Source organism: Thioclava sp. NS-SX20 (genome assembly GCF_057380695.1).
Map to the genome: position 1 here is coordinate 437,509 of NZ_CM170816.1, position 24,518 is coordinate 462,026.

Here is a 24,518-nt window from a genome sequence, read left to right on the forward strand (position 1 = left end):
CTTTGTTTTCGCTTGTTGTTTTGGCGTGTCTGCGCGCCGCTCGGGACGCGGCGCTCCAGACAGGGCAACAAACGGGGGCAGGTTGGGTTCCGCAAAAAGCTCACAAACCCTCACCGCCATGTGAGGGCGCGGCTTGGCGGGCGGTCTTACTCGCGGGAGATATCGACCACCACCGACAGACCGGGCACCAGCTTTTCGGCCCCGTCCTGTCCCGCATCAATCGTGATCCGCACGGGCACGCGTTGGGCGATCTTGGTGAAATTGCCGGTGGCGTTCGAGCTTGAAAGGACCGAGAATTCCGATCCGGTGGCGGGCGAGAACCCTTCCAGATGGCCGGTAAAGGCTTTGCCGCCAAGCGCATCGACCGTGAAACGCACCGGCTGCCCCAGCGCCATGCCCTGCAGCTTGGTTTCCTTGAAGTTGGCAATGACCCAGACATCCGTGCCCACGAGGCTCATCAACGTGGTGCCTGCCGCCACATATTGCCCGCCGCGCACCCCGATCTGGCCCAGCCGACCGTCTATCGGGGCGGTGATGGTGGTGTGTTCAAGGTTGATCCGCGCCAGTTCCAAGGCGGCTTGTGCGCTTTCGACGCTGGCTTGCAGGGTCTGGGTGTCCATCTTGACCGATTTCAGATCCTCTTCCGCAACATGGCGGGCGGCAATGGCCTCTTCCAGCGAGGCTTTGGCCTGTTGCAGGGCAAGCTGCGCGTCATCGGCATCCGATTGCGAGAGGTAGCTCTTGTCTTTCAGGCGCGAGGCGCGCTGCCATTCGCGCTCGGTGGTGGCCACCGAGGCCTGCGCGGAATCCTGCGAGGCCTTGCGGGATTCAATCGTGGCCTCGGCCGAACGGATGTCTTGGGTGTTGTTGGCCAGCGCGGCTTTGGCGGAATCCAGATTGGCCTGCGCCTGATTGAGGGCCTGCACATATTGCCGGTCATCGATCTTGGCCAGCACATCGCCTTTTTTCACCACTTGGAAATCCTGCACCGGAACGTCGGTGATGAAGCCCGAAAGCTGCGGGGCGATCGAGGTCAGGCGACCGCGGATATAGGCATCATTCGTCTGTGCGACAGAACTGCGGAAGGGGGGGATCTGCCATGCATAGAGGATGATCGACAGGCCGATCAGTCCGAAAGCAAGAGCGATAAGCGAGGGAAGGTAACGTTTTACGGACATTGGGGACTCATGCGGTTTGCGTCTGGAGACGCTCTTGGCGTTTGGTCCAGAGATAGTGGAGGATCAGGCAGGCCAGCGTGGCCAGAGCCAGATAATTGAGGGCGCGGAACGCATCGGCATAGGCCAGCACACTGGCTTGCACGCTGACACTGTTGGACAGGGCCGTCAGGGCCTCGGCCTTGATGATGGTGGGGTCCGCCGAGGTGGTGGCGTAAAGGGCCTTGAGCTGGGTCATCGTGCTGGTGACGATGGGGGCACCATCCCTCAGTTGCTCGTTCAGCAGTTGCGTATGCAGATTGGTGCGCAGCTGGACCATCGAGCGGAAGACCCCCGATCCGATCACCGCGCCAAGGCTCTGGCTGGCCAGAAAGACGGCAATGAAACTGAGCAGGTAGTTCGGGCTGCGCTTGAAGGCGCTCATCACCCCGTTGGCCATAGCCGTCGGTAGGAAGATCGTCGAGGCAAAGCCCAGCATGGCCTGACTGAGGAAGAACTGCTGCGGGCCGTATTGTGCTGTCACGCGTGTATCCATTGCCAGCCCGACCGCCATCATCGCCAGCGCGGCCATGTGCATTTCGGGCATGCGCTCCATCTTGAAGGTCAGGGCGCAGACGATCCCCCCCGAGATGGTGGCGATGGTCACGATCAGGAACAGAAGCTGCTCCTGGTCATTGCTGTAGCCCAGCGTGTTCAAAAGGCGTGGAATGCCAACGGTCTGTTCGCTCAGCAGCATCCGCATCAGAAACAGTGCCGCAGCAAGCCGCAGGATCGGCCAGGAGGCCAGCCAGCGCAGATCGATCAGCGGGCGCTCGCGTTTGAGCTCTATCGCCACGAAGGCGGTGAGGCAGGTGACAGCCAGCGCGGCGACGCCGCCCAGCCATGTCGCATCGGTCCACCATACGGTGGTGCCCCAGAAAAACAGCACCACGATCGACCCGAAGCCGATGGCCAGCAACCCGAAGGTCAGCACATCCATCACCGAAATAACCGGTGCGCGCGGCATGGGGGACAGCGGCAGGATGTAGATCAGCGCGATCATCAGCAGCGAAAGTCCGAATTCCATCTGCCGGAGCGAGAGGAAGTTGAAATGGTGATAGAGGCTGGGCGAAATTGCATAGGCCAGCGGAGTGCCGACCAGAATGAAGGTCATGACCAGTGGCAGGCCCAAGGTGGTTTTCTTGGGCAGGGGCATGATCTCCAGCATGTAGAGCACCGCAACCGAGGCCAGCGGGGCCGAGGCGCAGCCTGCGAAGAATTCGACCACGATGGCGCTATGCAACCCGTCCACCCAGAGGGTCGCGAAGTTGATCAGCGCAAAACAGGCCACCGATAGAATGGCGAAATTGCGCAGGCCGTATTGGGTGCGCAGTTTGACCAGCATCAGCGACAGCGAGGCGCGGGGGATCATATAGGCCGCCGTCAGCCATAGGGCCTCGGTCTGGCTGGCTCCGAGGTCACCGGCAATGCGTTGCGAATTGGCCGTTACGAACCCCTGGCTGAGCGACATGGCGATGGCCACGCAGATGGACGCCGTCACATATCCCAGAACATGCAGGCGCGGCTTCGGCTCGAAGGGCGGCGGCGGGCGCTGCTCTTTGGGCGAGGGGTCGCGCGGGTTCGGGTTCACACCCGGGATATGTAGATGCGGTGTCTCAGACATTTTTTGCCATATCGTCCAGATTGACGTGCAGACGTTGCACCAGCTCGTAAAGCTGGGCGAATTCCTCGTCGGACAGGTTGTGGAACAGGTCGTGCCGCAGCGTATTCGTGTATTGCAGGATATCGGCGGCCTTATCTTTCGACAGATCGGTCAGGAACACGCGCCGCACACGCCGGTCGCCCTCGACAGCGCGCCGTTCGATGAAACCGGTCTGTTCCAGACTGTCCAGCGTGCGGTTCAGGGTCGGGGTTTCGATGCGCAGGGCCTCGGCAAGCTCGGTCTGGCTGCTGCCCTCATTACGGGCGATTTGTAGCAATGCTTGTGCGCGGGCAAAGGTCAGACCCAACGCGCTGGCACGGGCGTCAAAGGCCTTACGCAAGCGGCGGTTTAAAAAAACCATACTGTTCAAGACCATACGGTCATCAAGGCGGGTCATGGCGCTCCTCTGGGTTAGCACTCTAACTATTAGCAAGCTTATTTAAGGAAGGTGTATATCTTTTGCGTGTTTTTCCAATGCCAAACTTCGGGAAAAACGGTGCACTTATGCAGACGCATTGCGCGCGCAAGGCACAATGCTGCAAAAATGGTCAGGGTGTGAAGTTGGCCGTGGCCAGCGCCAGCCCGTCGATCACGGCAGTGAACGCTTCGGCCTTGCGTAATTGGGCGTTGGGGCAGATCGATTGTGCCTCTTCGGCGACAAGCGCCATCAGGCTGGAGCCGCCTACCAGCACCACCGCATCCAGCATTTGCGGGGCCAGTTGTGCCTGCATCAGCGTCTGGTAGATCGCATTGCGCAGTGCTTCCTGATGCTGGCTGAGCGCGGCGTTGAGCATGCCACGGGTCAGGCGGACCTCGAGCTTGGGCTCGATCATGCCCATTCGGATGGCGGCCTGTGCGGCGTTCGAATTTGCCGCGATCTTGCCGCTTTCAACGGCAAAGGCCAGTTCATGGCCAAGCTGTTCGTCCACCACCCGCGCCAGACGCCCGATGCGCAGCGGGTCCAGCGCGTTGCGCGCCATATCGGCCACGAGGCGACGGGTTTCCGGCGTGTAGACAAAGGGGATCTTTTCCCAGCGCGACAGATCGACATAGATCCCGCGCGGTACGGGCAGGGTGCCGTCGCCCATCTCGCGTTTCAACGTGCCGCCCAGACCGAGTTCGGGCATCGCGCGGGCCAGCGAAAGCGCATGGTCGAAATCGGTGCCGCCCAGCCGGATGCCGTGGCTGGCGAGGATGCGGATCTCTTTTCCCTCGCGACGGTAGACCGAGAAATCCGAGGTGCCGCCGCCGATATCGATGATCAGTCCGGTCTCGCTGGCGCGTTCGGAATGGCCTGCCGCCAAGGCGGCCGCTTCGGGCTCGGGCAGGAACCGCACCGTCTCGAAACCCGCCGCCAGATAGCAGGCGCGCAGATCGGCTTCGGCGCGGGCATGGCGTTGGGGGTCGTCGTGGAAGGCCACGGGGCGGCCCGAGAGAACCTCGGTGAAACGCACCCCCGTCTGGGCTTCTGCCTCCTCGCGCAGGCGGATCAGGAAAATCGTGATGATCTGGGCAAGGCTTTGCCGTTTGCGGCCAATGCGCCGTTCCTCGTGCAGAAGCTCCGTGCCCAGAACGCTTTTGAGCGCCCGCATATAGCGTCCGGCATCGCCTTCGATCAGCGCCTCGCCTGCCGCGCGCCCGATCCGCATCTCGCTGCCGTCTTCGGGAAAGAACACCGCCGTGGGCAGGGTGTCCTGCCCGTCTTCCACGGTCAGGCGGCGGATGCCGTCAGTCTCCAAGACGGCAAGGGCGCTATTGGAGGTTCCGAAGTCGATGGCAAGGCAGGGCATGGGCGTCTCTTTCAGGCAGGTGCGCGCCACTGTTCAAAGCGGCGGAACATGCCAGCTAATGAGTTCATCGCGCTCTGGCAAGAGGCCGCGAGAGAGATACAAAACTTCCCCCGACGCAGATCGGAAAGGGGCTTGCATCGCGGCTGTCGCTTCTATATCCACTCCCCCACTACGCGGGCGTTGTGTAGTGGTAAGACCTTAGCCTTCCAAGCTAATGACGCGGGTTCGATTCCCGCCGCCCGCTCCAATCCTCCTGAAATACCGTTTGTTTTACAGGGCTTTGCTCCTGATATGTCCCACGCTGAAACGGGCCGTGGGACAGTATTTTTTATAGTATGTTTAGACTTTAGAATGGTCAGCAGCGGATTTTTTCACAGAGGAATGCCCTTCTTTTATTCTAAAGCGTTTAGCGCAGTTTCGGCGTCAGGTTGATCAAGCATGCGAAGTTGGTTGCGCTACTAATGACGGCTACAGTCATTATTTACGATGGTGTCATCCAAGAGTGCAAATGGGGCCATTAGGCGGAATTGGCCGACGATAGGATGGCTCATCATTTCCTTCGCGAGTTGAGCAGGCAAAATGGTAGCGATACATCCTGATGATTCGAGCTAATTTTCCTTTGCTTTGTTCAAAGAAAGCATCGCGTACCAATAATTTTAAGAAAATGGTTGGGCGCCAGTGTTTTATCCATTTGTTTTAAATATGTTTTTGGATAGTTGAAAATTAAAAAGCGGCAATTGTTGTGTGTTCAACAATTGCCGCTTGGTATTAGTTTGCTTGTGTCGCCTGTTACTGCACTTTGTGCATAGCGTTTTTTTAACTCAGTGGAAATTAAAAATCGATTAATGAACCATTGAGGCGGCGATTTTCAGAGTGGTATCTGATGATCTGCACAGTAACTTCATCTCCTTCTTCAATTTGATCGAAAACTTCATTTTTGTTTCGGCCAAATTCAGAGTGGTGTATTAGGCACGATAGTTCCGGGGTTATTTCGATGAAGATCCCGTAGTTCTGTATTGAAACGACCTGACCCTTATGAAGTGTTCCTGGTGCATACACAGTGTTGAGTTTGTTAATTTCAGAAAGGACTTCGTTTTTCTCTTCTTTTGAGTGAACAAAGTCGTGTAGCTCATTAAGTTTGCTTTGGTGTGACCATGTGGGAGTTTCTTGCAAAGCCTGATTGCGCAAGAAATAATCACGGCTGAAGGCTACTAAGTAGTCAACAAAGATGGAGCTGTTGGCCAGCGCTGCTTCCTTGGTATCTTTGCGTACAGCCCCTGCACCGACTAAATTATCGGCAATTTTTTTCGCGGTAGAGCTGTCTCTGAAGAACGTGTCTTCCGAGACCATCGTAAGGTAGTTGATATTTCTTAGCATTTCTATGTGTGTAAAGCCTGACGCAGTAAGGATCACGAGATCATCAGATCCGGCGTCGTCTGTTAAGCCTTCTGGCATTACTAGTTTTTTCTTAACCAGGGACTGTAATTCTTTCAGCGTTCTATCCCTAGCATGTCCAATGCTTTGCATTGCCTGTGTTAGGGTCTCTACCTTGTGATATCCTTTAACATTATTTGGACCGACTGTGGAGAAATGAGCTTTGAGCCATTGCAAGATATCCAATCGAACAAACGGGTCCGGTAAGTCGTCGTGTCCCACGGAATGAAATAAGTTTATTAACCTTGAATGATCATCGCTGAAGTATTTTCGGTTTCCTTTCAAAAGGACACGATAGGCGAGGTGCGTGGGTAATTTGTACTCGCCATTTGTAAAGCGCATGGTCGTAATTTGATCACTGGTGAGGTGACCTGATTTGCAAAAATCCAGGACAATCTCTAATCCGCGACGAATATTTCTCCCAGCTAGGCCTTTAATAATAGATTTGACATTTCTGTCTTGGAAAAGTGTTGTGATGATGCATCGCATGAAGTTCGCGACTTCATCGCGAGCGCAGCTGATCATCATTCCGTTTGTCGTTGTAAACCTGAAGTCAGTTTCGTTATCTCCTATTGAACGCATTAAGTAATCCATTCTTTTTTGGAGAACTCGTTCGAGAAGTGGTGGTTCAATTCGGAAAACTAAATCCTTAATGACAGTATCCAACGGCGGCAGGTCGGCGTAGAGATCATAAGTAGTATCCCTAAGCGGCAGAAAAATAAGGCAACGGAACGTGTTTTTCATCCACGCAGCAACCTCGAACATCAGTAACTGATCATCTCGAGTCCGCTTGTCACAATTGTCCAGTACTACCACGAGCAGAATGCCGTTTTTTTCAAAAACGTGGTCAATTATCTTTTGCAGGGTTCCGATCTTATCCTCTTGCGCCTGCCTAAGGGCTTCAGAAACTATTAATAGGAACTGCTCTGAGTCTTTTGGGAAAAGCGCGGCTCTGCCCTTGGAGGCGGCGGCTATCTCTTCGGCGTAGATCTCTCGAAGAAAATCAAGATGATCGAAATCAATATCAGCCCGTGACTTACGAATTTCGCCAATTAGGCGATCGACAATCCAGCCATAGATACGTTCCTTAGACAACGGTACATTGTTAAGGTCGATATTTAGCCATTGAGTGGACTCGACGATGGGCCGAGGCAATGCTTTTAGGCGTAAGAACTCGGTAAACGTGGATTTTCCTGCTCCCACGCCACCTACGAGGAGACATATTTCGTTCTTTAGCTTGCTATGATGGTCTCGATCGCCGAAGGCTTCAAGTATTTCTAGGGGACGTTCACTATCATCGAGAATGCGTGCATCTCTTTGATGGCGTGGAATTGTTGCGCGTAATACTCGATCGATAGGCGCGATATGTGACTCTCTTCGCTTCGAGCTGATATACGCGTTTTCTACAATGCTTGCTTTTTCAGATAGGGTCTCTGGATTGAATAGCGCTTTATACTCAAACGAAACGTTTGCACCGAAATCGTTTTCACCAACAGTTTCATTAATCACGGATTTACCGCCCAGCTGAAACACAGGCTTTACAAAACGCGTTGCTCCCTTGAGATCAGAGCGTATTTTTTGCGCGTCGCTTTGCACAACGCTTCGCTCAGCAAATTCCAAAAGCTTTACAAAATCAGCGCTCGCGACAGACCAGTTATCAATTTTCAAGTCCAGCACTGGTTGTTGCGTGTCGCAATATCCAGCCAGAAGTTGTTTGCCATTAGTCGCGATGACTTTGCTACATGGTGCAATTCGGTTAGGGTACAGAGCATTTAGTTCATTGGCGTAAAGCCGAGCTTCACGGTAAGCCTCGTCAATAGCGTCATTATTAGGCTCTTTGGCTTCGATTATGAGCGAAGGCAGACCGTCAATTACAATGACGTAATCTGGGTAGTATAATTTGCTACTCGAACCTTTCCCTATAACAATTTTCCGAATGTCTCGTTTCGTTGAAATATCGTCGGGATAAAAGCTCAGCCCGTCTGGAGAATTCTTGGTAAGGAGCTGATAAATAAACTTTTGTTCTACATCGCTTTCGGTGAGCATTCGTGGTGTCCGTATTTAAGGGCAAGCAGGATCAGTATTTATACAAAGCCATAAGCCGTCAATTTTTGAGACGGATAGTATTTATTTATACAATATTCTACTTACAGAAAATCCTACGTTGGCTTTAGATTGATTTTGAGCATTGAGGGAAGGCTCTCTATTTCTATAGGGCTATTGCGCCAAACTGCGCATAGGATCTTGCCACGAATTCGAAGTTTTGTGTTTTTATTGAGAAATGAACTCTCACCACTCCATTTCCTCGAGCATGGCCATTGCATCGCGGGCCATTTTCCATCGCTCGACGCCTTTGGTGTAGATCTCGGATGTCTTCGCGCTCGTGTGGCCGTGGATAGTCATGATCTGGTATTGTGAGCATCCTTCCTGCGCCAAGAGATGGCCTGCGGCCTTGCGGATGCCGTGCGCGCTGCGGTTCTCCAGCCCGGCGTCACGGCACCAGCGCCGGAACATTTGGCCAAGGGAATCGGGTGTCGCGAAGGGCTCGCCTTTGCTGTTGGCTAGGTAAGTCTTGCTCGTGTGCTCGACGGCGCGGGTTGCTTTGTAAAGCGGCGGCAACATCGGGATTGTGACCGGTGCTGATCCTTTCTTTCTCGGCTTCCAGCTGATTGCCCTGACGCCTTCGATCATTGTTTCATGCTGTCGGCCGAGAAGGATGGCATCGCCGATCCGACAGGCGGTGAACATGAAGAGGGTGAGCGCAAGGTGCTGGGTTGTGCCAGCGGGGAACTTGTTGCGATACTTGCGCAAGTCATCGGCGGTCCACGGCACCGCGCCCCCTTTGCCTCGATCGATCCGTCGAATGCCAGCGGCGGGGTTTACGTCAGACAGTTCGCGTTCTGCCGCCCATCGATACATCGAGCGGATGCCCTCGACGATGCTGTCAGCCCATGCCGGTGTCGCGGAGAACTCGTCGCGCAGCTCGATGACCTTGGAGGTCGGCATCGCGAGAGAATAATCTGCGTAGCGCTCGGTCAGGACTTTCATCACCTGCTTGCGTTTCTTCAATGTAAGCGGCGAGGCCGCGCCAGACTTCACGTCTTGCTCCAAGGCGGCGATGTGCTTTGCCGCTAGCCACCCCACAGAACCACGGATGGCGCGTTCTTCGGCAGTGGCTTCCGGCTCGATCTTGATGCCCACGCGCGCGGCGAGATAGACCTCCATAAACTGGGGGTGTTCCGGGGTGACCGTGAGGATGATCCGTTTTGACGCCTGTTTTTCGACGCGAACGCGGTATCGGAGGTTTCCGGAGGGTAGTTTCTCGATCAGGAGACCGGGCAGATTGATCTTCATTTCACCACTGTAGAGGTTTGCGATTGTCGTCTTGCTGCCGGGTTGCCGCCGGGCGCGCTGCGGCTTGGCTGATGCGGATCGTGCCATCTGGCAGGATCTCGACCACATCGGCGGCCATACCTTCCTCTCGGCATGCAGAGATGGCGCGCTGGATGGCGGTTTTGGTCGGTCGTGCTGCTTTCATGGATACCTCCTTGTTTATCGCTGTCTTTTCTCAGTCTTTCAGCGCCCAGTCCGCGAGTTTTTTGCCCAGATACCACGGCCAGATCATCGAACGCCAAAACCCGATCTTGCTATCGCTGGCGGTTGCTCCGCCCAAAAGAACGACTGTTAGAAGTAGGTACATTCAATTGTCCTTTTCGGTTTTTTGCTTGCTACTCAAAGCCTCTATCTCGCCGGACAGAGCGCGAATGACGTCGATCGCGCGGCGTTTGACCGGGTCTCGGCTAACGTTGGACATGTCCGCGAGCAGTGCTTTGATCCCGTCTTCACTGGCATCGGTTCAGACGCCAGCACCGCCATCAGCATGGAGACCGATGGGCGTGCATTCGATGCCGCTGGTTTCAAGTTTCTCTATGGCGTCGTCGCTCGCCTGCACATCCACCTCAGACGGGCAGACGTAGACTGCGCCATCATAAACGTAGAGGCTCATCTGGGCATCGCGGACTTTGCGCAGCACGGCGAGAAGTGCATTAGCAGCCTTTCCTTGATCTGGGGTCATATCGGCCTCCTTATCTCTGCTGTTCTGAGCGGGGCCGGTGGCCCGCGCTGGGGGCTAGCCGCTTGGGGCGGCGGATCTCGACCTCCACGCCGAAGCGGGTGGCCAGTGCGATGGCGCCACAGCGGTCGCGCGCGCCGAGCTTCCGGGCGATCTGGCGGATGTGCATCTTGATGCAGGGCTCCGAGAGGTTCAGGCGGTGCGCGGCCTCTTTGTAGGGCAGCGCGATCAGTGGCAGGACACGGCTCTCGGCGGGGGATAGCAGGGTGATCGTGGTCATCTGAAAGTCCATTCGTGATAAAAGAGGATTGCGAGGCAGGCGGTGAACGCCGCGCCTGCGATGATGGCGATCAGCATGTGGCCTCCTGAATGACTGGATCTGCGGGGGTGCATCGGACAGCATTGCCCCCGCAGATCATCCGCGCGACCGCCGCGCGAATTCCTGTTCTTCGGGATGCCGCCCCGGCACGGGGGCGGGCACCGGAAGATCAGGCGCTTGGCAGAAGCTTGGGGCCGACGGGCAGGGCAGCGGTGCCCGAGGGTTTGTGCCCATTGCACTTGCCAGGGGTGCAGGCCCCGACATGCGGGCAGAGATCGTCCATCGTCAGATTATGCGCGCGGGCGGCGAGGCGCAGCGCGCCGATCCGGTCGGCACGGCTCGGCAGGCCCATCAGGAAGAACGGCTGGTTTTTCGCCAGATGGTCGAGATAGGTGATCTTCGCGGCACGGATGGCATTGGACTTGCGGCGGGATGTGAACATGGCAACCTCTTCGGGTGAAGGGCGCAGCCCGCGCGAGAGGCGGGCTGGCAGGGTCAGGGCAGGCGGGACAGGCGCGCGGCCAGCCAGACAAGACCCACGATCATCGCGCGCAGGATCCAGTCGAGGATGGACGGGGTGATTGCCTGCAACAGCGTCAGGGTCAGCGCAGCGGACGTGGTCCAGCTGATGACGTGAGATTTCAGCCAGTCCATCAGAGGTAATTGGACAGGTTGAAGCCGAGGCGCTTGGCCAGATCGGTCAGCACAATCTTCTCTTCCGGCTCCAGCTCGCCATCGGCCCTCGCGATATCGATGCCGACCATCAGCGCCATTTCAAGCTCGTCGCTGGCGTTTTTGGACTTCATCTCCTCGATCTCGCGCTTCAGGGCGAGTTTGCCGGTCATCGAGCCGTTGGCGCGCTTGAGCTGCTTATCAAGCGCCTGTTCGATCTGCGTCCCGCTGAAGGCTGCGGCCAGCGTCGGGTGGTTCTGCAACGCCTCCAGCGCGCCGGTCACTTCCGAGTCCTCGATCTCGCCATCGGCGCAGGCGACAAGGGCGCTGATCGCGCAGATGCCTTCCAGCAGATCGGTTTTTCCGGACAGCTTTTTGGAGCCGCCCGAGAGGCGTTCTTTCAGTTTTCCAAACATGGGTCTTCCTTGGTTCTTGGTGAAAGGGCGGCGGAAGCTGCGATGCACAAACAGGGCACGGGTTGCGCGCGGCTTCCGCCTATCATCCGAGTGGGATCGGACGAATTCGGGTCTCGGGGCGGCGCGGGGTGAATTTGCGCCGCCCCATATCTGGCCCCCGAAACAGGGAGGATGGGGCCGGATGGTGAATAAAAGGCCTGAGCGACTGATGTCGTCGCGCCGCTCAGGCAGTTGCGGTCAGAGCAGTTTCATCGGACCGATCTCAGAAAGCGGGGTGCTCGACCTGCCAATGTGCGTGGGAAATCTGCGCGACGGGGTCGAGGTGGATCATCAGGGCAAGGAGAGCCGCGCCAATGCCGACGGCGGCCCAGAGGGGCATCCGTGAGTTGGTGGTTCGTGACATCGTCTGCATTGCGCGGCTCCATCCTGAGGGGGCGGCAGGCTCATGTGTCGCTGCCGATGGGATGGACGTTATGGGGTAAAATTACCCTAGTCAAGATAAAGAGTATAAATACCCTAAAATTTATTGCGCGCGGAGTCGGCCTCTGTCATGGTGAGCCCCGCGATACATTGAGGCAGGGGGTCTGCATGGGTTGGGTTTGTGAGGTCAAAGACGGGTTCGGCTGCCGTTATTGCGTCATGCGGTTGCGAGTGTTTGGCCTGACGCTGTGGACGCGATGGGAAAGGATTTGAGAATGGTTGATGGAAATGAAAAAGCCCCGCAGGGGGCGGGGCTGGAAGAGCGGGTGGCTATGCTGGAAGCGCGGCAATCATGCCTACAATGTGAAATCACATCTATTCGAAATCATCTGTCATCTTTAGAAAACGATGCGGCAAATGATTGCGCAGATCTGGCTGATCTCAAAGAGCGTCTAGAGCAGCTTGCAGAAGAAGCTTTGCGCGGTCGCGCATCATCTGTTTAAGCGCCTCCGAGCTTTTCCCTTCCTCATCTTCCATCTGGATGCGAATGTTCACAAATTCCTTGGCATTTTCACTGTTGCTGAGCGAGAGGATGCCAGTGTTGTCGTGAAAGGATACCTGCTCTTCGTTTGTCTTCATTTTCATAACTAATCTCCTGAGTGTTGTTTGTGGTGAAATGATCTTAGGGATACGCCGGATGCCTGTTCAGGTGTCCGGCGTTTTATTTGGCCCGCGTCACAAATTCGGCGGGGAGGTGCATCAGGACGGGGCTGGCCCACTTCAGTTGCACGTCATGCATATTGTCGCCGGTGGGGTTGATGGAAAGTAGGCTGTATGTGCTAGGCTTTGTGCCCACCTTAAGAAGTTTTACCCAAACTTTGCCGTCTGCCGTTTGGGCGATGACCTTGCGGTTGATGGCTTCGGTGGGGACGCCTTCATGGGTCTCGCGAATGTAGAACAGCAGATCGCCCTCGGAATAGACGGGTTCCATACTGTCGCCTTCGACCTCGACCGCGACGGCGTGTTTGCCGGCCAGCGGAGGCGGGGTGACGACTTCGTACAGGCCGCCGCCCTCGGCATGGTCATCGGTTAAATGCACTGGTGCGCCGGCGCCGACTTTGCCGGGAACGGCGGTGGTATGGGGTTGGTTTGGAGCGAGGCGGCCCTCATAGAAGTCGTCGAGGGTTACCCCGAAAGCGCGGGCGATCTTGCGTGCATCATCCGCGTTAGTTTTCTGCGATTTTCCTTGAAGTAGGTTTTTCAACAGGTCGTAGGAAACGCCTGCCTCAATGGCAACGCTGCGTGCGGACCGTCCGGTCTCCGATAGAGCGCTTTCTAAGGCTTCTTTGAAGGTTGTTTCCATGAGGGACAATATACCCCAAGTCGAATTTCTCGAAATGGCGTAAATATGCCCTTGTCGAATAGGGTAATTATACTCTAGCTTGCCAAGCATGGAACAATTCATCCGCGATGTCGAAAACTACTGTGCCCAAGCCGGTATCTTGCCGCAGGCGCTCCTTAAGAAAGTCGCTGGCACCAGTTGGGGCCGGTGGGAAAAGTGGAAATCCGGGCAGTGCTTTCCGCGTATGGATACGGTGGATCGTATTCGCGAGTTCATCGCCCAAAACCCTCCCGAAAAAAAAGGGGAGGCTGCGTGATGCGAGCCTCCCCGCTGAAATCTGATTTTTCCAATCCATGCCCTATTGATGTGCGCGAATGCGCGCTGGGGCAAGGAAATGCGTTTTCCAAGGTGTGAGCATGACGGAAAGCTATGAAACCCCTGCGCTGCGTTCGATGTTCGCCAGCCTTGTGCAAAAGGCGGGGAAAGGTCCGGCGGTTGTGGCCGCGATCAAAGAGACCACGGGCCGCCAGATGTCGCCCGCCACGCTGACGAAGATCGTCAGTGGCGAGAACAGGTTCGACTGGAACCTTGCCTTCCAGATCGAGGATATCGCGGGCGAATATCCGATTACCGCGATGCTGGATGCGCGGCGGTCGGGAGAGTGCGAACGCACGAAGTTTGCCGAGTTGGCTGAGCGCACGATGAAAGAGCTGGGCGATATCGCGCCCGCCTTGTTCCATGCGGCCACGACCGGTGATTACGGGTTGCTGTCCAAGGAAACGCCGGAGGCGATGGCGGTTCTTGAGACGCTGCAATCGTTCATCCGGTCTCAGGGGGAGGTGCACCCATGACGGGCCTTCGTCAACCGCCTGTGCCGCCTGATTTCAAAACGGGTTTCCGCTCGATCGGGGATCTCGCCCGGCTGCTGGTCACCAAGGCGCAGCGCCACGCCAAAACCGCCGAATAAGAGAGGCACTCATGTCGATTATCGAAACCTTGGATTGGGGTCCGATTATGGCCCCTGATGCTGCATGCGCGCCTTTGGTCAAGACGGGGCTTGTGCGTGATCAGGTCGGGCAATGCGGGGCGGGGCTGGTGCTGCTGGCAACGCCTTATCGTCGCGAGGTGATCAAGGCGGGAAAATGGGATTATGCGCGTTCGGTAGAGGCCTCGCTTCTGGCGGCTCGGGAAGTGCATCTTCTGGCGCGGCTGGGGGTGACGGCGCTGTGCCCATCGCTGGATCGGGCAGAGATTTGCCATGCAGGCATGACCATTTCGGGGCGCAAGATTGATCCGATGGATCATGGGTTCTGGCAGGGACGTGCCGATATGCTGGCGCGCGTGTCCGGGCTGGTGCTGGTGCCTGATCTGCCTGGATGGCAGCGGTCGGACGGGATCAGGTGCACGGTGCTGAATGCGATCTCGCGCAATGTGCCGGTGGCTTTCTATGCCACGGGCGGGGCGCGGTGATCCGATGGGCGGGCAGGGCAAGCAACCGGACCGGCTGGATATCGACGCGATGCTGAAGGCGGAGCGGCGCAAGGTCGCCGCCGACTTTCTGATTGCCGCGATCCGCGCCTGTGAGCCGGAAGACGCTGCGCAGATCATGTGCGCGGCGCTGGAAGATATCGGGGCAGGGACGCCGAGCATGGATCTTTTCATGGGCAACCTGCGGGCGGATGCGGACTTCTGGGCCGATATCGCCACCCCGCAGGAGCTGGAAGCCTTCGTTGCGGCGGGGCTTCGCAAGATAGAGCGCACGGCCTTTGCCGAGGTCGCGCGGAAACGGATCTTCATGACCAACTGGGAAAGCTTCAGCGATGCGGATCGCCGGAACTTCCTGACGCGTGTCGATCCCAACGGAAAATTTGTGGGGCGGAAATGACGCAAACGAATGACCCATTTGCCCAGGCAACGCCGGTTGCGGCAGAGGCGGGCGATTATGAGAATCACGGTTATGATTTCGACGATCGCCCCGCACCCCATGACGAGGACGACCCCTCTGCCGCGTTCGTGCAGGCCTGTGCCGACCTGCCGTTGAATGATGTAGGCAACGGCAAACGCTACCTGACCCATTTCGGGGAGGATGTATTCAATATCCCTCGCGTCGGCTGGCACGAATGGTCGGGCAAGCAATGGGTGCTCGACCCCGACGATATCCGTGTGCGCCGCCGTGCACATCTGATCTCGGACCTGATTGCCAAAGAGACCCGATATATGGGCTTCACCGAGGCCCAGCAGGAAAAGATCTACGCGGGCGAGCAGGCCAAGCCCGTTATCGACGAGATCCTGAGCATCGCCAAGAAAGACCGCACCGACGACCAGATCGCCAGGCTGCGCGAGGCCGAAGAGGCGGTGGCCAAGGCCGAAGAGGTCAAGGACAGTAGCAAAACCGCGATCGGACGGCGGCTGACCCATGCCAAAAATGCGGGAAATACCAACGCGATCAAGAATATGCTGACCGAAGCGAGCGTGGAGCGGACGGTTGATCTGGAGAAGCTCGATGCCGATCCGCTGATGATCAATACCGACAATTACATGCTCAAATTCGTGGTTGAGGAAGAGGAGGCCGAGGGCGATACGCCCCGCAAATATGCCAGTGTCTCTCCGATGGTTCATGATCGCGCCCAGCTTCTGAGCAAGATCATGCCCGTGGACTATGATCCGGAGGCCACTTGCCCGGAGTTCGACAAGTTTATCGAGCGGATCCAGCCCATACCCGAAATGCGCAACTTCCTGCGGCGCTGGCTCGGGCTGTCGATGACGGCGCTCACGGGCGAGCAGAAGTTTGCCTTCTTCTACGGATCGGGTGCCAACGGTAAATCGGTGTTGATGGATCTGGTCGCACGGATCATGGGCGATTATTCGGCCAGTGCGAAGATCGAGACATTGACCGGATCGAACCGGCGCGGTGGTGGTGATGCGACGCCCGACCTGATGCCGCTGATCGGCGCGCGCTTTGTGCGGGCCAGCGAGCCCGAGGAGGGGATGCGGCTGCAGGAGGCTCTGATCAAGCAGCTGACCGGTGGCGAGCCGATGGCTGTGGCCGCGCTGATCATCATCTTCGCGGTGCAGACGACGTGGGCGGCAGCATCTTCGCGGCCTTTGGTGGCGGGGGCGCAGACCTCGGAGGTGCAGATCCTCGATCAGGCGGTGCCGTTTCTGGAGGTCTGGGAGGGCGTCGAACTGGTCGCCTATCGCGATATCGTGGGTGTCTGGACCATCTGCAGCGGCACCACGCGCGGGGTGGTGGCCGGAATGCGCAAGACGCGGGCCGAGTGTGCACAGATCCTGCGGGCCGAGGCGTTGGAATACTGGCGCGGAACGGCACGTTTTATGACCCGTGACACGCTGGCCACCCGGATCACCACATCGCGCGGGGTGGCGTGGACCAGCTTCGCGATCAACGTTGGCATTGCGTCGGCAGGTGGATCGACCGCCATGCGCCGGTTGAACGCGGGCGACATTCTCGGCAGCTGTAAGGCAATGACGTGGTGGAACCGCGCGGGGCAGCGCGTGGTGGCGGGCCTCGTGAACCGCCGCGAGAAGGGCGAATACCCGCTGTGTATCGCCTGATCGCTGTAGCCGTGACCGGCCTGCTGATCGGCGGGACGGTGCAGGGCTGGCGCATGTCTGCCCGCATCGAGGCGGCACGGGCCGAGGCCGCAGAAACCCAAGCCGATGATCTGGCCGCAGCCCTCGCGCAGAGGGATGCCGCAACCGCCCGCACCAACGCCGCCAACGCCGCGCTGGCCGAGGCCGAACGCGCCCTGCTGGTCGCGCAGGGCGAACGCGACACCGCCCAAAGGAGGCTGATCGATGAACTCGAAACCGACGCTGGCCTGTCTGGCGCTGGCATCCCTGCTGACCGCCTGCAGTCAATCCAGCAGCACTGGGCCGGTGGTGGCCGATGACCCGCCGCGCCCGCAAGTCCAACTGCCCGCTGCCGCTCGTATTCCGTGCGCGTCTCCGGCGTCCCTGCTGGCGACAGGCGGGACGCTGGCTGATGACGCGGTGAGCATCACCCGCCTCGGTGACGAGCTGATCGCCTGCGATGGCCGCCGCCGTGTGGCCGTTGAAACCTATGACCGTGCGCAATGACGCACACGCCAATAAACCCCTGAATAGGAGCATAATATCATGGCACGTTTCCCCTCACGTGGCGGCCCGCGCCCGCCGTTTGGCTATCCGCGTCCCATCCCGCGCCCAAGTATTCCGGGGCATTTCCTCGATCCTTTGAAGGCTGATGCCATTGTGCTGATCGGGGCGAGTCTGATGGATTATGGCGACGATAGCACCGAACAGGCCGCGTATATTCAGGCCGCGTTCCGGAACCTCGGCTATCGGGGTGTCCTCGATAACCGTGCCGTGCGCGGGGACCGGATGGCCCAGACGCAGACGCGGCTGGATGATGTGGCTGTGGATTATGCCAGCACGGCGCGCCGGGCGTTTGCCATGATGCACCGCCCTGGCAATGACATCACGGCGATGCGGCCTCTGGATGACACGCAGGGGGATTTCATCCGCACCGGCCTGTCTGGCATCACCGACCGGCTGAAGCGGATTGGCTTTGGCGGGTTTGCCGCGGCCAGTGTGACGAAGCGGTTCTACACGGCAGATCCGGCGGTGCTGTATAATGACCCTGCCACTGATGTGAATGGCTCGCTGCCCTATAACGAGGCCTATGTTATCCCGTGGATCGAAAAGGAAATGCCGCGTTACGCTTCGGATGGGGTGGCCAAAATCGATGCGTATGAATGGGTGAACGAGTCGCGCTGGATTGTGACCTATGGCGACAAAACCCATCTGGTGGCATCGGTCGAGCATATCTTCCCCGAGTGGTTGCTGTACCAGCTCAAGCGTCAGCACGACAACGACGCGAGGGCTGATGTGGCGGGCAAGTCCTTTGTGTTTCGCTGTGCGGCGGGTGATGATACCGCAGCGGCGGCGGTCGATGCGGTCACCTATGGCGGGGCGGTCAATGTCATCCCGAAGTTCCGCAGCTATATCACCGATCAGACGGGGGCGGTCTGTCCGCATTTCGCGGTGGATATCATCGGCGGGTCTATCCCGTCGAACCAAGGTGGTGGCGATGCGGCGATTATCTCCGACGCACGGCTGCAAGGGGCGGCGATGAATACGCATTACACCTATGCCTCTGCGGCGGAGAGCATCACGCGGCAGGCTTTCGTGCAGACACGGCATATGGGCTTGCCGACTGGCGCGACCGGTCGGCTGACGCTGGCCGCGTCGCGTGCGGCCACTGGCACCGACCGGCGTGGGGATGTGGTAGTGAACGGTGCAACGGTCGGGGTGCTGGATGCTGCGACTAACGCAACATCGAACGAGCTGGCCAATATCCCCTTCGAGATTGGTGATGACGGGGTTCTGGATGTGAAGATCACGCCGAGCGCGGGGTCGAACTATGCCTATCAGACATCGTGGGCACTGGATTTCGATTAATGCAACAGAAAAGGGGAGCCGGTTGGCTCCCCGCACTCTGCACGCCTTAGGACATGTGAACCCCATCTTGTTAGCGCGGGCAAGTTAAGGGCTGGCTAATTCGTGGGGTAGGTTTCGGCCCGAAGCGGCCGTTCGATGCGCCCGTCGATTTGACCCGCAGCGTAACCAAAACTACCGTTCATCGCTTATACTGCATTTTTTGAAGACTGAATGCCACCCGTGCGGGCGAGACTGTCTTTTCCTGCGGGCTCCAAACACCCGCATCAGGCAGGGTGCAGTCGTTATCCGAACCTTTAAACTAATACTTATAGTGGATCACTTCGGCAGGAACAGACAGAAAAACAGCGCGAAAAATCGGCGTGTACGAAGTATTTCAAACGTGTATTTAATCATCAAAGAGGTTCTTTTGGATGCTTTCAACCGCACGAGACTCGGACGGATGATCTTCAAGGCGAACGACAAGTTGCCCCCCACTCACCGAAATTTTTAGCCTTACACCCTTGTCCTCTACATCAACCTCCAGCGGTCGCCGTTCCATCGTTCCCGCCAGCCTTGTAAACGGGATATCTAGGCGCCCTCCCCTCAAAAGCGGAGCACTGAGAATTGAAAGCGTTACGTTCGTAGCGGGATCGCCCTTTGGGTTCGTATGTGGAAATCGCGTTTCCAGAAGCACCCTAAGCTGCTCAAAGCCACCAGCAATCTCTGCCTTCTTATTTGCCTCAGCAACGACGTCATCAATGCTTACACCGGCGTGTTTACAAAAACCCCTAAGAACCTCGTAGACGTCCGCTAGTTCCAAAGTGCGTGCCGCTAGATCTTGAGCTTTAATGACTTCCTCAATCTCCTCAAACATTTTAGAAGCTAAGCCATGAAGTGCGTCGGTTTCCTGCAGACGAGCCTCGACGACCTCCTCACCACGCCTCCTGATGTTATTGGGAACTTTGTCGCGTACTATTTTCCCGAAAGCTTGCTGCTGGCGCGCCCTCCGATACTTTGCAGCATTCGGCAAGATGACAGCGATCTTTGCCTCCTGCAGCTTGTAGTAGAAGTGACCGAGGACCGAACCTTCCAACTTGACTGGAACGCCTCTCGCCAATGCGACCTCAATTAATCTTTTAAGAAATCTCTCATCCCGAATTAGATCGGGATCTGGCGCAACATGTAAAGCGACCGGCCCCTCGGGGATCAGATCAAAATCGTCAAGACGCCGTACTCTAAAAGCTTTATATTTATCTTCAACTCTTGGGGCTTGTTCAAGAAGTTCCCTAGACCTGAACCAAGGAAGATTACGACCTACACCATACTCAGAGGGTATTTCACAGAACCACATCACTTGAGCGGGCACACCTAAGTTCTCGGCAATACCTTTGGTGCGACGGGCGATCTCCATCACGTCAGCTTTATTTAGAACCCGGGACCTAGCCTTTGACCTGAGAACTTTTTCATATCGCCAGGTTCCATCATCTCCTTCCGCGAGAAACATCGGCTTATAGGCTGATTTAGTTTCAACAATACTTCCGTGGGCGGGTATCACTTGATATGTGTCAACCGCCAGAACCTGAATGCCATCTGGAAGCCCCCACAAAGCATCAATCGTGACCTCAGAGCTCTCAGGCGAAGCGTAAGCCCACGCGGAGGACCTTGAGGGAATGAACCCGTGCAACAAGAAAACGATATTATGAGCTTCCGCTCCTCTGACCATAAGCTCTTTTCTGGCGTTCAAACACCAATGAATCGCACTCTCCGGCGAGACAGTATCAGTTCTCGGAAGATTGAATTTAGCGAAGTCTTTCTGATCGACATCCGTCCGAACGACGAGCGCACCGCCAGTGACGAGCGCGACCTCGCCGATAAGAGCGTCGAAGTAACTTTTATCGAGAGATGCTTTCTCAACTTGCTCATTCGACAACTCATATACGCGAGGAGATGCCTTCCCGGCCGAAAAATCAAAATCAGAAAGGTTGTTTAATTTCGCCCAGCGAACCTTTTTCCCAATCTCATACAACTTTAGCTCAGAGGCCGCATCTGGCTGAGGCAATTCGTTTGGGGCTCTAAATACAAAGTCACCCGGGTCGACCCCGGAGTCCTGCTGTCTCCACTCTAAATCAAGCTGCACTGCATAGAAAAACTCTTTATCAGCAACCCATTCTAAGTGGCACCTAGTGGATACTCGCTCCGAAAAGTACTTTGCCAACGAGCGTAGAATTTGATGAACAGAAGCAGAAAAGCTGATAGACGCCGTAGGGTCAGGGGAAATGCTTCGTACGCTGTTTATTCCGCGCTGAGGCTCCCAAGGGTCCTCCACTTCATATTTCCATTGGTTGCGCGTCGGACTTAGCCTTGATTCATTCGATAGATGACCTTGGCTTATCCCGTCGATCTTTCTTTGCACAATCAACGCCATATTGGCCTCTGAATCCAGAGCTGCGCACTGTGTGAATATTTCTAAAATCGCAGAGGTTATTCCAGCACCATCGGTTGCGGCGCAAGAAAGAGAAATATACTTTCCCCTATCTTCAAGAGTTTCCCGGTCACAGCTCGATCTAATCATCAACTGATCGAAATCACGCGAGCGGCTCCACAACTGAATATCTGAAATTAAATCAGCAGGAAGTTCTGAACTATTACGCCAAGCAGAGTAAACTGAGGTAGGTACAATGATGAACTCTGGGGTCCATGCAGGAGGGATCAAAAAAAGTCCTGCAGCCTTTGCTCCAACTATAGACGAGGCTTCACAAAAGGCTTCGTAGGATAGGCCTGAAGTCCATTTAGGCTCAACGAGAACACCCGCCATGCTTATTCCCCCTGACGGAGTGTACCAAATACTCTTTGAGCTAGGTTCTGCATCGAAGCAAGAATATTGTCCGAAAAATACCCAAAGACAAAACCAAATCCAAGAATGGTGAGGTTGTTATCAAAGGCTACGCCGTTCAAAAAAGGAATCACTCCGGATGCAAACAACGCGCCGGTGAAGAAGGCTACCGTTCCAGAATTGAAAGGGACAATTACGCGCCATAGAAGTCTATCTCTGCTCCAAGCTCCCTTTGCCACAGAATGATAGAGCCACTTCAAGCTAAAAACTGTCCCTCCAATCATTCCACAAACCCAAAGTAGGGGCCACTTAACAGTTTCCTGCCGTATATCGATACCGACTAGCTGAAACCTGTACACGCCCTCAGAAAGGCCCGAGGGTTGCGGCCTTACTCCATCAAACAGCGCAGTCGTTCCGAGGGCGAGCAGAGCAATTAAAAACACGAGTTCAAGGACGATTTGAATCCAAGCGCCCCACTCAAAGCGAGTTTTCCAATCTCCGATTTTGCGCCCATCATCTAAATGGGGCTTCTTGGGGTCACAATCTGCCGAAGCGTTAGGTGTGGCTTGAGCAGTCCTTTCGTCTTTCATCTAAATCCGCCACCGTTGCCCAATCACACGTCCGAAGAACTCAAACGAGCGAACTTGCCATAATCTGGATTTTTTCAAGTCTCGGAGATGACTTGTAGTCCCAATCCGACACGCCCAGTTGTTGCGCGATAACCTGCCTGAACCACTGAGATACGGGTTTTCTCGGCTTAGCCAGAGATCTAACACCGCCAAAGTCGTAATAAAGATATTCCGCCCCGCCAGCGTGGTTAGTCGTTAAATCCTCGACCGTCGGAGCCGAAGTCCAATCGAGCCCCTCCATCGCAGCTCGATTACGGACCGCGCTACCGAAGTCGAAATCACATCCAACAATATGAAGATGCGCTTGGTCAACCCCGCATGAAACCACGCTACCCATCGCGCCACCATGCTCGAAGATGGCAATCTGTTCAGAGGGACGTTTTTTCCGGAGCAGTCCACAAATCCTGAAACGCAGTTCTGAGAGCTCCTCGCGCTCTTTAAAGTTGAGCTCAGAGAAGGTGACCAAAGGACGCTTAGGGACGAGCAGTATCCAGTTGTCTACCAAGGCGCCCACGGAGGGCATGGCAACAAAATACTTACCCTCGAAGAGCACCACGTCAAATTCAGGGCGATCATGCCCTCCCGGCTGCGTCAGCCAAGCGAATTTGCTGCTTACATGGCCCATAGCCACATCCTGCCTCTCTGGTCCGAGCGCATTGCGCCTCTTTATAGCGATTATAGCGATTGCTACACTGGATACAAATGTCATTTCTTCTTACACTGAAAATGCATGCCTCACGCGTCGACAGGACTTGGGCTGCCGCTATGAGCTCCATAGGCGCAGCGGGAGGAGTGGCAGCGGGGGGATCTCCCCTTGAGTGCTGTTTACCTAGTTCTGGGCGGCAAAAAAATCCGCTATCCTACAAGCTCAGAGCATTGCTCTTACGTCCAGCAACTCAGTATCCCGGTTATTCATGCGGCGCTCATCGAAGGTCAGCTTACCGCCCAAACTGTCGGTGGTGTTTAGGCAATGATTCGTGGGACAGGTGCTTTTCAACCTATTGTTTTTATTCGGGTGGTATTGCGCGTCTTGGTGGACATGAGCTGATTGATAATGCAGGAAAAAGCGGCGGTACCAGTAGCCCGCCGCCCGCTCCAAACTCCCCGACATCATCCTGTATCTGCAAACGGTTGCGACTGTTTCGTCCCGTGTTCAACCGGGCCGTGGGTCATATGTGCATAGCGTCATCCGGTCAGGCCGGATCGGTGGGGGCCGCAGGGCGCGTGGGGCTCCGTTACAGGCTGCGCTGTCTTTCGGGGTAGTAGGTCCAGGCAAGAAAACGGCTGGTTTTCTGCCCCTGTGCCATGTCAACGGTCCGGTATTCGGCGACCCTTGCCCGTTTCAACAGCCGGTATAGCGGATCGAGATTGTCTTTTTTCGAGACCAGACAGCTGAACCACAAACATTGCTCGGCGACATCCATGCTTTGTTCGATCATGGTCGCGATGAAGCCGATTTCGCCACCGGGGCACCACAGCTCGGCATTCTGTCCACCGAAATTGAGTTGCGTGGAAGGCGTCTTGCCAAGGTTGCGCCATTTGCGTCGGGTGCCTTTTTGCGCCTGTTCGGGCGAGGCATGGAAGGGCGGGTTGCATAAGGTGACATGGAACAGATCATCGGGCGTGATCACCCCTTTGAAGATATCCTCGCGCCGGGGCTGGTATCTGAGCGTGATGTCAAGCGCGTTGGCGCAGCAGATATCCTGCGCCGACCGGATCGCATCGGGGTCGATATCGACGCCGGTGAAGCTCCAGCCATATTCGCTTTGACCTGTCAGCGGATAGACCAGATTCGCGCCGGTGCCGATATCCAGTGCCCTGATCTGCGGGCCGCGCGGAATGGCACGGTGGTTACTTTCTGCCAGAAGATCGGCCAGATAATGGATGTAATCGACCCGTCCGGGAATCGGCGGGCAGAGATAGCGGGCCGGAATATCCCAGAACCCGATGCCGTAATGGGTCTTCAGAAGCGCACGGTTCAGCATCCGGACAGCCGCGGCTTCCTTGAAATCTATTGTCGTCCCGCCCAGAGGATTTTTCAGGGTGAAGGCCTCAAGCTCGGGGGTCTGCGCCACCAGACGCGCAAAATCATACCCTTCCCGATGCTGGTTTCGGGGATGCAACATGGGTTTGGTCGTCACGGGAAAGCTTCCATTCAGGGGGGCGGGCGATGCGGGCAGTCTAAAGGGTCATGCGCGGCGACGGAATACCCGAACCGGATTTAGCGTCCTATGGCTTTGGGCCGGACTGGAAGGCGGGGGCGGTGGCTGCG

At 56.5% G+C, this 24,518-nt stretch carries 28 protein-coding genes and 1 tRNA gene; 10 read left to right on the forward strand and 19 right to left on the reverse strand.

All coding sequences use genetic code 11. From position 1 onward, the window contains the following. Positions 1-146: 146 nt before the first annotated feature. From AC2ISB_RS02135 to AC2ISB_RS02150, 4 genes are all read right to left on the reverse strand, one after another. Complete coding sequence (locus tag AC2ISB_RS02135) at positions 147-1,178, reverse strand: HlyD family secretion protein (protein WP_339109191.1); 1,032 nt, start codon at positions 1,176-1,178, stop codon at positions 147-149. 7 nt (positions 1,179-1,185) lie between these two features. Then, positions 1,186-2,838 (reverse strand): efflux MFS transporter permease, encoded by a 1,653-nt coding sequence (locus AC2ISB_RS02140; RefSeq protein ID WP_339109192.1) that lies wholly within the window; start codon positions 2,836-2,838, stop codon positions 1,186-1,188. Further along, complete coding sequence (locus AC2ISB_RS02145) at positions 2,831-3,274, reverse strand: MarR family winged helix-turn-helix transcriptional regulator (RefSeq protein ID WP_339109193.1); 444 nt, start codon at positions 3,272-3,274, stop codon at positions 2,831-2,833. The genes AC2ISB_RS02140 and AC2ISB_RS02145 overlap by 8 nt, the downstream gene beginning before the upstream one ends. A 151-nt stretch (positions 3,275-3,425) precedes the next feature. After that, positions 3,426-4,667 carry an Hsp70 family protein gene (locus tag AC2ISB_RS02150; protein ID WP_339109194.1) on the reverse strand — a complete coding sequence of 414 codons (1,242 nt, stop codon included), beginning with the start codon at positions 4,665-4,667 and terminating at the stop codon, positions 3,426-3,428. 173 nt (positions 4,668-4,840) lie between these two features. Between AC2ISB_RS02150 and AC2ISB_RS02155 the strand changes: the two genes are divergently transcribed. Next, a tRNA-Gly gene (locus AC2ISB_RS02155) sits at positions 4,841-4,914 on the forward strand. A gap of 584 nt (positions 4,915-5,498) precedes the next feature. Here AC2ISB_RS02155 and AC2ISB_RS02160 read toward each other — a convergent pair. From AC2ISB_RS02160 to AC2ISB_RS02200, 9 genes are all read right to left on the reverse strand, one after another. Next, on the reverse strand, positions 5,499-8,147 hold the full coding sequence (locus AC2ISB_RS02160) for a type I restriction endonuclease (protein WP_486575869.1): 2,649 nt from the start codon (positions 8,145-8,147) through the stop codon (positions 5,499-5,501). Between the two features lie 243 nt (positions 8,148-8,390). Beyond that, complete coding sequence (locus AC2ISB_RS02165) at positions 8,391-9,455, reverse strand: tyrosine-type recombinase/integrase (RefSeq protein ID WP_486575871.1); 1,065 nt, start codon at positions 9,453-9,455, stop codon at positions 8,391-8,393. A gap of 1 nt (position 9,456) precedes the next feature. Then, positions 9,457-9,639: a hypothetical protein gene (locus AC2ISB_RS02170; RefSeq protein ID WP_486575873.1), complete on the reverse strand. Its 183-nt coding sequence runs from the start codon at positions 9,637-9,639 to the stop codon at positions 9,457-9,459. A 30-nt stretch (positions 9,640-9,669) separates the two neighbouring features. Beyond that, positions 9,670-9,801 carry a hypothetical protein gene (locus tag AC2ISB_RS02175; protein ID WP_486575875.1) on the reverse strand — a complete coding sequence of 44 codons (132 nt, stop codon included), beginning with the start codon at positions 9,799-9,801 and terminating at the stop codon, positions 9,670-9,672. A gap of 156 nt (positions 9,802-9,957) precedes the next feature. Next, complete coding sequence (locus tag AC2ISB_RS02180) at positions 9,958-10,176, reverse strand: hypothetical protein (protein ID WP_486575877.1); 219 nt, start codon at positions 10,174-10,176, stop codon at positions 9,958-9,960. Positions 10,177-10,186: 10 nt separating this feature from the next. Next, positions 10,187-10,453 carry a response regulator transcription factor gene (locus AC2ISB_RS02185; protein WP_486575879.1) on the reverse strand — a complete coding sequence of 89 codons (267 nt, stop codon included), beginning with the start codon at positions 10,451-10,453 and terminating at the stop codon, positions 10,187-10,189. A 208-nt stretch (positions 10,454-10,661) separates the two neighbouring features. Next, entirely contained in the window at positions 10,662-10,934 is a 273-nt protein-coding gene (locus AC2ISB_RS02190; RefSeq protein WP_486575880.1) for a hypothetical protein, read from the reverse strand. 53 nt (positions 10,935-10,987) lie between these two features. Then, on the reverse strand, positions 10,988-11,146 hold the full coding sequence (locus tag AC2ISB_RS02195) for a hypothetical protein (RefSeq protein ID WP_339107127.1): 159 nt from the start codon (positions 11,144-11,146) through the stop codon (positions 10,988-10,990). Further along, positions 11,146-11,580: a tellurite resistance TerB family protein gene (locus AC2ISB_RS02200; RefSeq protein ID WP_486575882.1), complete on the reverse strand. Its 435-nt coding sequence runs from the start codon at positions 11,578-11,580 to the stop codon at positions 11,146-11,148. The genes AC2ISB_RS02195 and AC2ISB_RS02200 overlap by 1 nt, the downstream gene beginning before the upstream one ends. 181 nt (positions 11,581-11,761) lie before the next feature. Here AC2ISB_RS02200 and AC2ISB_RS02205 point away from each other — a divergent pair, with 181 nt between their 5' ends. Next, complete coding sequence (locus tag AC2ISB_RS02205; RefSeq protein ID WP_486575884.1) at positions 11,762-11,965, forward strand: hypothetical protein; 204 nt, start codon at positions 11,762-11,764, stop codon at positions 11,963-11,965. A 476-nt stretch (positions 11,966-12,441) separates the two neighbouring features. Here the strand turns inward: AC2ISB_RS02205 and AC2ISB_RS02210 are convergent, their stop codons facing one another. Continuing rightward, positions 12,442-12,645: a hypothetical protein gene (locus AC2ISB_RS02210; protein WP_486575885.1), complete on the reverse strand. Its 204-nt coding sequence runs from the start codon at positions 12,643-12,645 to the stop codon at positions 12,442-12,444. 76 nt (positions 12,646-12,721) lie between these two features. After that, positions 12,722-13,363, reverse strand: a complete 642-nt coding sequence (locus tag AC2ISB_RS02215) for a LexA family transcriptional regulator (protein WP_486575887.1) — start codon at positions 13,361-13,363, stop codon at positions 12,722-12,724. An 88-nt stretch (positions 13,364-13,451) separates the two neighbouring features. On the opposite strand from AC2ISB_RS02215, the gene AC2ISB_RS02220 reads away from it, so the two are divergent. The 8 genes from AC2ISB_RS02220 (at position 13,452) to AC2ISB_RS02255 (ending at position 18,805) form a co-directional block, all read left to right on the forward strand. Continuing rightward, on the forward strand, positions 13,452-13,658 hold the full coding sequence (locus AC2ISB_RS02220) for a hypothetical protein (protein ID WP_486575889.1): 207 nt from the start codon (positions 13,452-13,454) through the stop codon (positions 13,656-13,658). Between the two features lie 100 nt (positions 13,659-13,758). Then, positions 13,759-14,193: a hypothetical protein gene (locus AC2ISB_RS02225; protein WP_486575891.1), complete on the forward strand. Its 435-nt coding sequence runs from the start codon at positions 13,759-13,761 to the stop codon at positions 14,191-14,193. A gap of 127 nt (positions 14,194-14,320) precedes the next feature. Continuing rightward, positions 14,321-14,812: a DUF1937 family protein gene (locus tag AC2ISB_RS02230; RefSeq protein WP_486575892.1), complete on the forward strand. Its 492-nt coding sequence runs from the start codon at positions 14,321-14,323 to the stop codon at positions 14,810-14,812. Then, positions 14,790-15,227, forward strand: a complete 438-nt coding sequence (locus AC2ISB_RS02235; protein WP_486575893.1) for a hypothetical protein — start codon at positions 14,790-14,792, stop codon at positions 15,225-15,227. Before AC2ISB_RS02230 ends, AC2ISB_RS02235 begins: the two co-directional genes overlap by 23 nt. After that, complete coding sequence (locus AC2ISB_RS02240) at positions 15,224-16,918, forward strand: glycoside hydrolase family protein (protein ID WP_486575895.1); 1,695 nt, start codon at positions 15,224-15,226, stop codon at positions 16,916-16,918. Before AC2ISB_RS02235 ends, AC2ISB_RS02240 begins: the two co-directional genes overlap by 4 nt. Further along, the gene (locus tag AC2ISB_RS02245) at positions 16,906-17,256 is read left to right on the forward strand and encodes a hypothetical protein (protein ID WP_486575897.1); all 351 of its coding nucleotides are present in this window, start codon (positions 16,906-16,908) and stop codon (positions 17,254-17,256) included. The genes AC2ISB_RS02240 and AC2ISB_RS02245 overlap by 13 nt, the downstream gene beginning before the upstream one ends. Then, positions 17,246-17,443, forward strand: a complete 198-nt coding sequence (locus AC2ISB_RS02250) for a hypothetical protein (RefSeq protein WP_486575899.1) — start codon at positions 17,246-17,248, stop codon at positions 17,441-17,443. Before AC2ISB_RS02245 ends, AC2ISB_RS02250 begins: the two co-directional genes overlap by 11 nt. 39 nt (positions 17,444-17,482) lie before the next feature. Beyond that, the gene (locus AC2ISB_RS02255) at positions 17,483-18,805 is read left to right on the forward strand and encodes an SGNH/GDSL hydrolase family protein (protein WP_486575901.1); all 1,323 of its coding nucleotides are present in this window, start codon (positions 17,483-17,485) and stop codon (positions 18,803-18,805) included. Positions 18,806-19,190: 385 nt separating this feature from the next. On the opposite strand, the gene AC2ISB_RS02260 is transcribed toward AC2ISB_RS02255, so the two are convergent. The 4 genes from AC2ISB_RS02260 to rlmF form a co-directional block, all read right to left on the reverse strand. Then, positions 19,191-21,599 carry a nucleoside triphosphate pyrophosphohydrolase gene (locus AC2ISB_RS02260; RefSeq protein WP_486575903.1) on the reverse strand — a complete coding sequence of 803 codons (2,409 nt, stop codon included), beginning with the start codon at positions 21,597-21,599 and terminating at the stop codon, positions 19,191-19,193. 2 nt (positions 21,600-21,601) lie between these two features. Continuing rightward, a complete protein-coding gene (locus AC2ISB_RS02265; RefSeq protein ID WP_486575905.1) occupies positions 21,602-22,207 on the reverse strand; it encodes a hypothetical protein in 606 nt (201 codons plus the stop codon). 40 nt (positions 22,208-22,247) lie between these two features. Continuing rightward, positions 22,248-22,871 carry an HIT family protein gene (locus tag AC2ISB_RS02270; protein WP_486575906.1) on the reverse strand — a complete coding sequence of 208 codons (624 nt, stop codon included), beginning with the start codon at positions 22,869-22,871 and terminating at the stop codon, positions 22,248-22,250. A 610-nt stretch (positions 22,872-23,481) separates the two neighbouring features. Then, entirely contained in the window at positions 23,482-24,387 is a 906-nt protein-coding gene (gene rlmF, locus AC2ISB_RS02275; protein WP_486575908.1) for a 23S rRNA (adenine(1618)-N(6))-methyltransferase RlmF, read from the reverse strand. Positions 24,388-24,518: the final 131 nt, after the last annotated feature.